This is a genomic window from Thalassobacter sp., from assembly GCF_982993085.1.
In genome coordinates this window covers 1-4,531 of record NZ_CEZFMW010000173.1, presented here as the reverse complement: position 1 = coordinate 4,531, position 4,531 = coordinate 1, and the positions used below count along the sequence as shown (strand labels likewise).

Here is a 4,531-nt window from a genome sequence, read left to right as displayed (position 1 = left end):
ATCCTGATTATTGTGTCCGTGGGTATGGACACTGTGCAGCAAATCCAGTCTCATCTTCTCGCCCATCAATATGAGGGGCTGATTGAGAAGAGCCAACTGCGCGGAAAGAAACGTGGTGGCAAAAAGGGACCAGCACGTAGATGAATATTATCCTTCTAGGGCCTCCGGGCGCAGGTAAAGGCACGCAAGCGCGTCGCCTTGTCGAAGAGCGGGGCATGATCCAGCTTTCCACTGGCGACATGCTGCGCGATGCACGGTCGTCCGGTACCGAGATGGGCCAAAAGGTCGCCGCGATCATGGACGCTGGGCAACTGGTAACCGATGAAATCGTGATCGGCCTGATCGATGAAAAGCTTCGGGGTGATCACGGAGGCGGTTTCATCTTTGATGGCTTCCCTCGGACGCTGACGCAGGCGGACGCCCTGCGTGATTTGATGATGAAGCACGCCACGCACCTAGACGCGGTTATTGAAATGCGTGTTGACGATGATGCTTTGGTCCAACGGATCACAGCACGCTCGACCTGTGGTGGATGTGGTGAGGTCTACAATGACATCACCAAGCCTATCCCCGATGACGGCATGTGCTCGAATTGCGGCAGCACCGAGTTCAAGCGTCGTGCGGATGACAATGAAGAAAGCCTCAAGACCCGTCTGATGGAATACTACAAAAAGACCTCCCCACTGATCGGCTATTACTATGCCTTGGGTGATCATTTTGCTGTCGATGGCTTGGCTGAGATTGACGCAGTCGCTGCGCAGATCGGCGCGGTTCTGGACCGCTAAGCACCTCTTTCTACGCCTAAGTGCCGGATATGCGACGTTGTTGCGTTTCTGGCCTTGACGCACCCATGGATTGATCCTAGTTGGCAACGTCCCGTTTGGGAACTGCGCCGCGTCTTGATTCGGCGTATGAGTACCTCCCCGCAGGCCCGCTGCATTTATCGCTCGGGCCTGTTGTTGTGAAAAAAGGGTCTGGCACAACGGATCCGCAACCAAAAAGGAAGACCATTTTGGCCCGTATTTCTGGCGTTAACATCCCCACAGGGAAGCGCGTTCCAATCGCCCTGACGTATGTCACTGGCATTGGCCACACCTCCGCAGCCGCTATTTGTGAAGCTGTTGGCATCGATCCAACACGCCGCGTGAATGAGCTATCCGATGCTGAGGTTCTTGCGATCCGTGAGCACATCGACGCCACCTACACTGTCGAAGGCGATCTGCGCCGCGACACGCAAATGAACATCAAACGTCTGATGGATCTTGGCTGCTACCGCGGTCTGCGCCATCGCCGTAACCTCCCCGTGCGCGGTCAGCGTACACACACCAACGCTCGTACCCGCAAAGGCCCCGCAAAGGCCATCGCAGGCAAGAAGAAGTAAGGGAGGCTCTGAGACATGGCACGTGATACAAAGCGCAGCGCTAAGCGCAAAGAGCGGAAGAACATTGCAGCGGGCGTTGCCCACGTAAACTCTTCCTTCAACAACACCAAGATCCTGATCTCTGACGTACAAGGCAACGCCATCTCGTGGTCGTCCGCCGGTACGATGGGCTTCAAAGGGTCGCGGAAATCCACACCTTACGCGGCTCAGATGGCTGCGGAAGATGCGGCTAAAAAGGCTCAGGAACACGGCCTCAAAACACTTGAGGTTGAAGTTCAGGGTCCGGGTTCGGGTCGTGAAAGCGCGTTGCGCGCCCTCGCGGCTGTTGGCCTGCAGATCACTTCGATCCGCGACGTGACGCCAATGGCGCACAACGGCTGCCGTCCTCCTAAGCGCCGCCGCGTTTAAGATATTTCGAACTGCCCCCGGCCTGCGCGGACCCTCCGCTGGGCCGGGATTGTCATTATTAACCTCGAGTGTCATGGCCGACGGGTCCCCGATCGTGACGAGCATGGAGGCGACATCCAGATGATCCACAAAAATTGGCAAGAGCTAATTCGTCCACAACAATTGGACATCAAGCCGGGCAATGATCCCGCACGCCAAGCCACAGTTGTGGCTGAACCGCTTGAGCGCGGTTTTGGCCTGACAATGGGCAACGCGCTGCGTCGTGTTCTCATGTCCTCGCTGCAAGGCGCAGCAATCACGAGCGTACAGATTGATAACGTTCTGCACGAGTTTTCCTCGGTGCCAGGTGTTCGCGAAGACGTCACTGACGTTATCCTGAACCTCAAGGGTGTGTCGATCCGTATGGACGTCGAAGGCCCCAAGCGCGTTTCGATCTCTGCCAAAGGCCCACAGATCGTGACCGCTGGCGACATTTCCGAGACAACCGGTATCGAAGTTCTCAACCGCGATCACGTAATCTGTCACCTTGATGACGGCGCTGATCTGTTCATGGAACTGACTGTGAACACCGGCAAGGGCTATGTCTCTGCTGACAAGAACAAGCCAGAAGATGCGCCAATCGGCCTGATCCCGATCGACGCGATCTACTCGCCTGTTAAGAAAGTTTCTTACGACGTGCAGCCAACCCGTGAGGGCCAAGTGCTGGACTATGACAAGCTGACGCTGAAGCTGGAAACAGACGGTTCCATCACGCCGGACGACGCTGTGGCCTATGCCGCACGCATCCTGCAGGACCAACTGGGCATCTTCGTTAACTTCGACGAGCCAGAAGCTGCACGTGCGCAGGACGACGAAGACGATCTCGAGTTCAACCCGCTTCTCCTGAAGAAAGTGGACGAACTGGAACTGTCGGTCCGTTCGGCAAATTGCCTGAAGAACGACAACATCGTTTATATTGGCGACCTGATCCAAAAAACCGAAGCCGAGATGCTCCGCACTCCAAACTTTGGTCGGAAATCCCTCAACGAGATCAAAGAAGTGCTTTCGGGCATGGGCTTGCACCTCGGGATGGACATCGTGGATTGGCCACCCGATAACATCGAAGATCTCGCGAAGAAGTTTGAAGACAACTTCTAAGTGGTTGGGGCGGGGTCAAACCCGCCCTCTACAATGCCCGGATCTGCCGGGGATGATATGGGCACTCATGCCCCAATAGGTGAGGGTTCGGCACGCACCGGGCCCCTGACAAAGCAAAATGTAACTGAAGGAATGACATCATGCGTCACGCACGGGGCTATCGCCGCCTGAACCGCACCCATGAGCACCGTAAGGCGCTCTTCTCCAACATGGCCGGAAGCTTGATCGAGCACGAGCAGATCAAGACAACCCTGCCAAAGGCAAAAGAACTTCGCCCAATCATCGAAAAGATGATCACGCTTGCGAAACGTGGTGATTTGCACGCACGTCGCCAGCTGGGCTCGAAGCTCAAGCAGGATGCTTACGTCACAAAGCTGATGGACATCCTCGGGCCTCGCTACAAAGACCGCCAAGGTGGTTACGTTCGTGTCATGAAAGCGGGCTTCCGCTATGGTGACATGGCGCCCATGGCGATCATCGAATTTGTTGAGCGCGACGTAGACGCCAAAGGCGCTGCTGACCGCGCACGGGTCGAAGCAGAGGCTGCGGACGAGTAAGTTTCCGCCTACTGAGACCACACTAAATAAAAAACCGCCCACTTGGGCGGTTTTTTTTGGCGTTGAGCCCGGCTGATTTTGATTAACGGTAGGTTAAATTTAGCGGTGTTCGCCGATGGCATTTTTCCGCGACATCTTGGCGATCAACTGATTTATTTCAGATGGTTGGACGAGTGTGCTGCCGAAATACTCCAACAGGTCGGCACGTGCTGCTGTGGATAACATCATTATCCTTGCAAAGTCGGTTGGCTGAAGTGGTGTGCCCATGCGTATCGGTCCGTTCTTTGTCGCAACGATACTCTTGACCTAGTTTCGGGCAACCTGTCTAAAAAGCTATGCATGAGCGAAGTCCCCTTTTGGATCTGGTCGATGAACTCGACGCTTTGGCTCCAGAGGGCTGTGCGGTCGCTTTGCATATCCGGTTTGCCTCTCCGCTGTACAAGTTTTCGACTTATCCAGAGGCATGGCAGACCATCTACGACGAAAACGCCTATGGGTTACGTGACCCGTTGGTGTTTTGGGGGGTAGGGGTTTTGGGCAGCGCGCGCTGGAGCGAGATCGCAATGCCTGATCCCTTCGACATTCTCGGAAAAGCTAAAGAATTCGGCCTGATTTATGGGGCGGTCGGGTCCTTTGGCAAGATTACGTCACGTTCGCTGATGGGAATAGCGCGCGATGATCGGGAATGTACGGACTCTGAGATAGCGGAGGCGATGAGGATCTTGCAGCGCATGCATGAACTCGCCGCGCCGCCACAAGAGCTGACCCCCGCGATGCTGTCGGCCTTGATCTTGATGGGGCAAGGTTACCGACACACAGCAGCTGCTGCTGAGCTGGGGATTTCAGAGAGTGCCTTAAAGGCACGCCTGTCTTCCGCGCGTACCCGTCTGGACGCTCGGACCACCGCCGAAGCCGTCCGAAAGGCAAGGGAGTATGGGTTCCTCTCCTGACAGAACGGGTGGTCGTAGGCTTTAATCGCCTGGGAGGGCATTATGGAAGTCACGACACTATCTTTTTCGAATATCCACGAACATGGCGCGCTCTTTTC

General features: G+C 55.6%; 7 protein-coding genes and 1 pseudogene. 7 read left to right on the top strand and 1 reads right to left on the bottom strand.

Annotated features, from left to right (window positions below):
• From AC4GMC_RS17235 to rplQ, 6 genes and pseudogenes are all read left to right on the top strand, one after another.
• Positions 1 to 144 (top strand): annotated as a pseudogene (locus tag AC4GMC_RS17235) (preprotein translocase subunit SecY); the annotation flags it as partial.
• Positions 141 to 785 carry an adenylate kinase gene (locus AC4GMC_RS17230; protein ID WP_487879106.1) on the top strand — a complete coding sequence of 215 codons (645 nt, stop codon included), beginning with the start codon at positions 141 to 143 and terminating at the stop codon, positions 783 to 785. The pseudogene AC4GMC_RS17235 and the gene AC4GMC_RS17230, both read left to right, overlap by 4 nt.
• A gap of 227 nt (positions 786 to 1,012) precedes the next feature.
• The gene (gene rpsM / locus AC4GMC_RS17225) at positions 1,013 to 1,381 is read left to right on the top strand and encodes a 30S ribosomal protein S13 (RefSeq protein ID WP_038008604.1); all 369 of its coding nucleotides are present in this window, start codon (positions 1,013 to 1,015) and stop codon (positions 1,379 to 1,381) included.
• Positions 1,382 to 1,396: 15 nt separating this feature from the next.
• Positions 1,397 to 1,789 (top strand): 30S ribosomal protein S11, encoded by a 393-nt coding sequence (rpsK, locus tag AC4GMC_RS17220; RefSeq protein WP_487879107.1) that lies wholly within the window; start codon positions 1,397 to 1,399, stop codon positions 1,787 to 1,789.
• A gap of 120 nt (positions 1,790 to 1,909) precedes the next feature.
• Positions 1,910 to 2,926, top strand: coding sequence for a DNA-directed RNA polymerase subunit alpha (locus AC4GMC_RS17215; protein ID WP_038008601.1), 1,017 nt, complete (start codon positions 1,910 to 1,912; stop codon positions 2,924 to 2,926).
• A 140-nt stretch (positions 2,927 to 3,066) separates the two neighbouring features.
• Positions 3,067 to 3,483 carry a 50S ribosomal protein L17 gene (rplQ, locus tag AC4GMC_RS17210; RefSeq protein WP_038008600.1) on the top strand — a complete coding sequence of 139 codons (417 nt, stop codon included), beginning with the start codon at positions 3,067 to 3,069 and terminating at the stop codon, positions 3,481 to 3,483.
• Between the two features lie 99 nt (positions 3,484 to 3,582).
• Here rplQ and AC4GMC_RS17205 read toward each other — a convergent pair whose 3' ends face one another.
• Positions 3,583 to 3,750, bottom strand: a complete 168-nt coding sequence (locus AC4GMC_RS17205) for a hypothetical protein (RefSeq protein WP_487878729.1) — start codon at positions 3,748 to 3,750, stop codon at positions 3,583 to 3,585.
• A gap of 89 nt (positions 3,751 to 3,839) precedes the next feature.
• On the opposite strand from AC4GMC_RS17205, the gene AC4GMC_RS17200 reads away from it, so the two are divergent.
• Positions 3,840 to 4,433 (top strand): helix-turn-helix transcriptional regulator, encoded by a 594-nt coding sequence (locus tag AC4GMC_RS17200; protein ID WP_487878730.1) that lies wholly within the window; start codon positions 3,840 to 3,842, stop codon positions 4,431 to 4,433.
• Positions 4,434 to 4,531: the final 98 nt, after the last annotated feature.

Coding starts and splice junctions, on each gene's coding strand:
- AC4GMC_RS17230 (WP_487879106.1), top strand. CDS start 141: ATGAATATTATCCTTCTAGGGCCTCCGGGCGCAGGTAAAGGCACGCAA.
- AC4GMC_RS17205 (WP_487878729.1), bottom strand. CDS start 3,750: ATGGGCACACCACTTCAGCCAACCGACTTTGCAAGGATAATGATGTTA.
- rplQ (WP_038008600.1), top strand. CDS start 3,067: ATGCGTCACGCACGGGGCTATCGCCGCCTGAACCGCACCCATGAGCAC.
- rpsK (WP_487879107.1), top strand. CDS start 1,397: ATGGCACGTGATACAAAGCGCAGCGCTAAGCGCAAAGAGCGGAAGAAC.
- AC4GMC_RS17215 (WP_038008601.1), top strand. CDS start 1,910: ATGATCCACAAAAATTGGCAAGAGCTAATTCGTCCACAACAATTGGAC.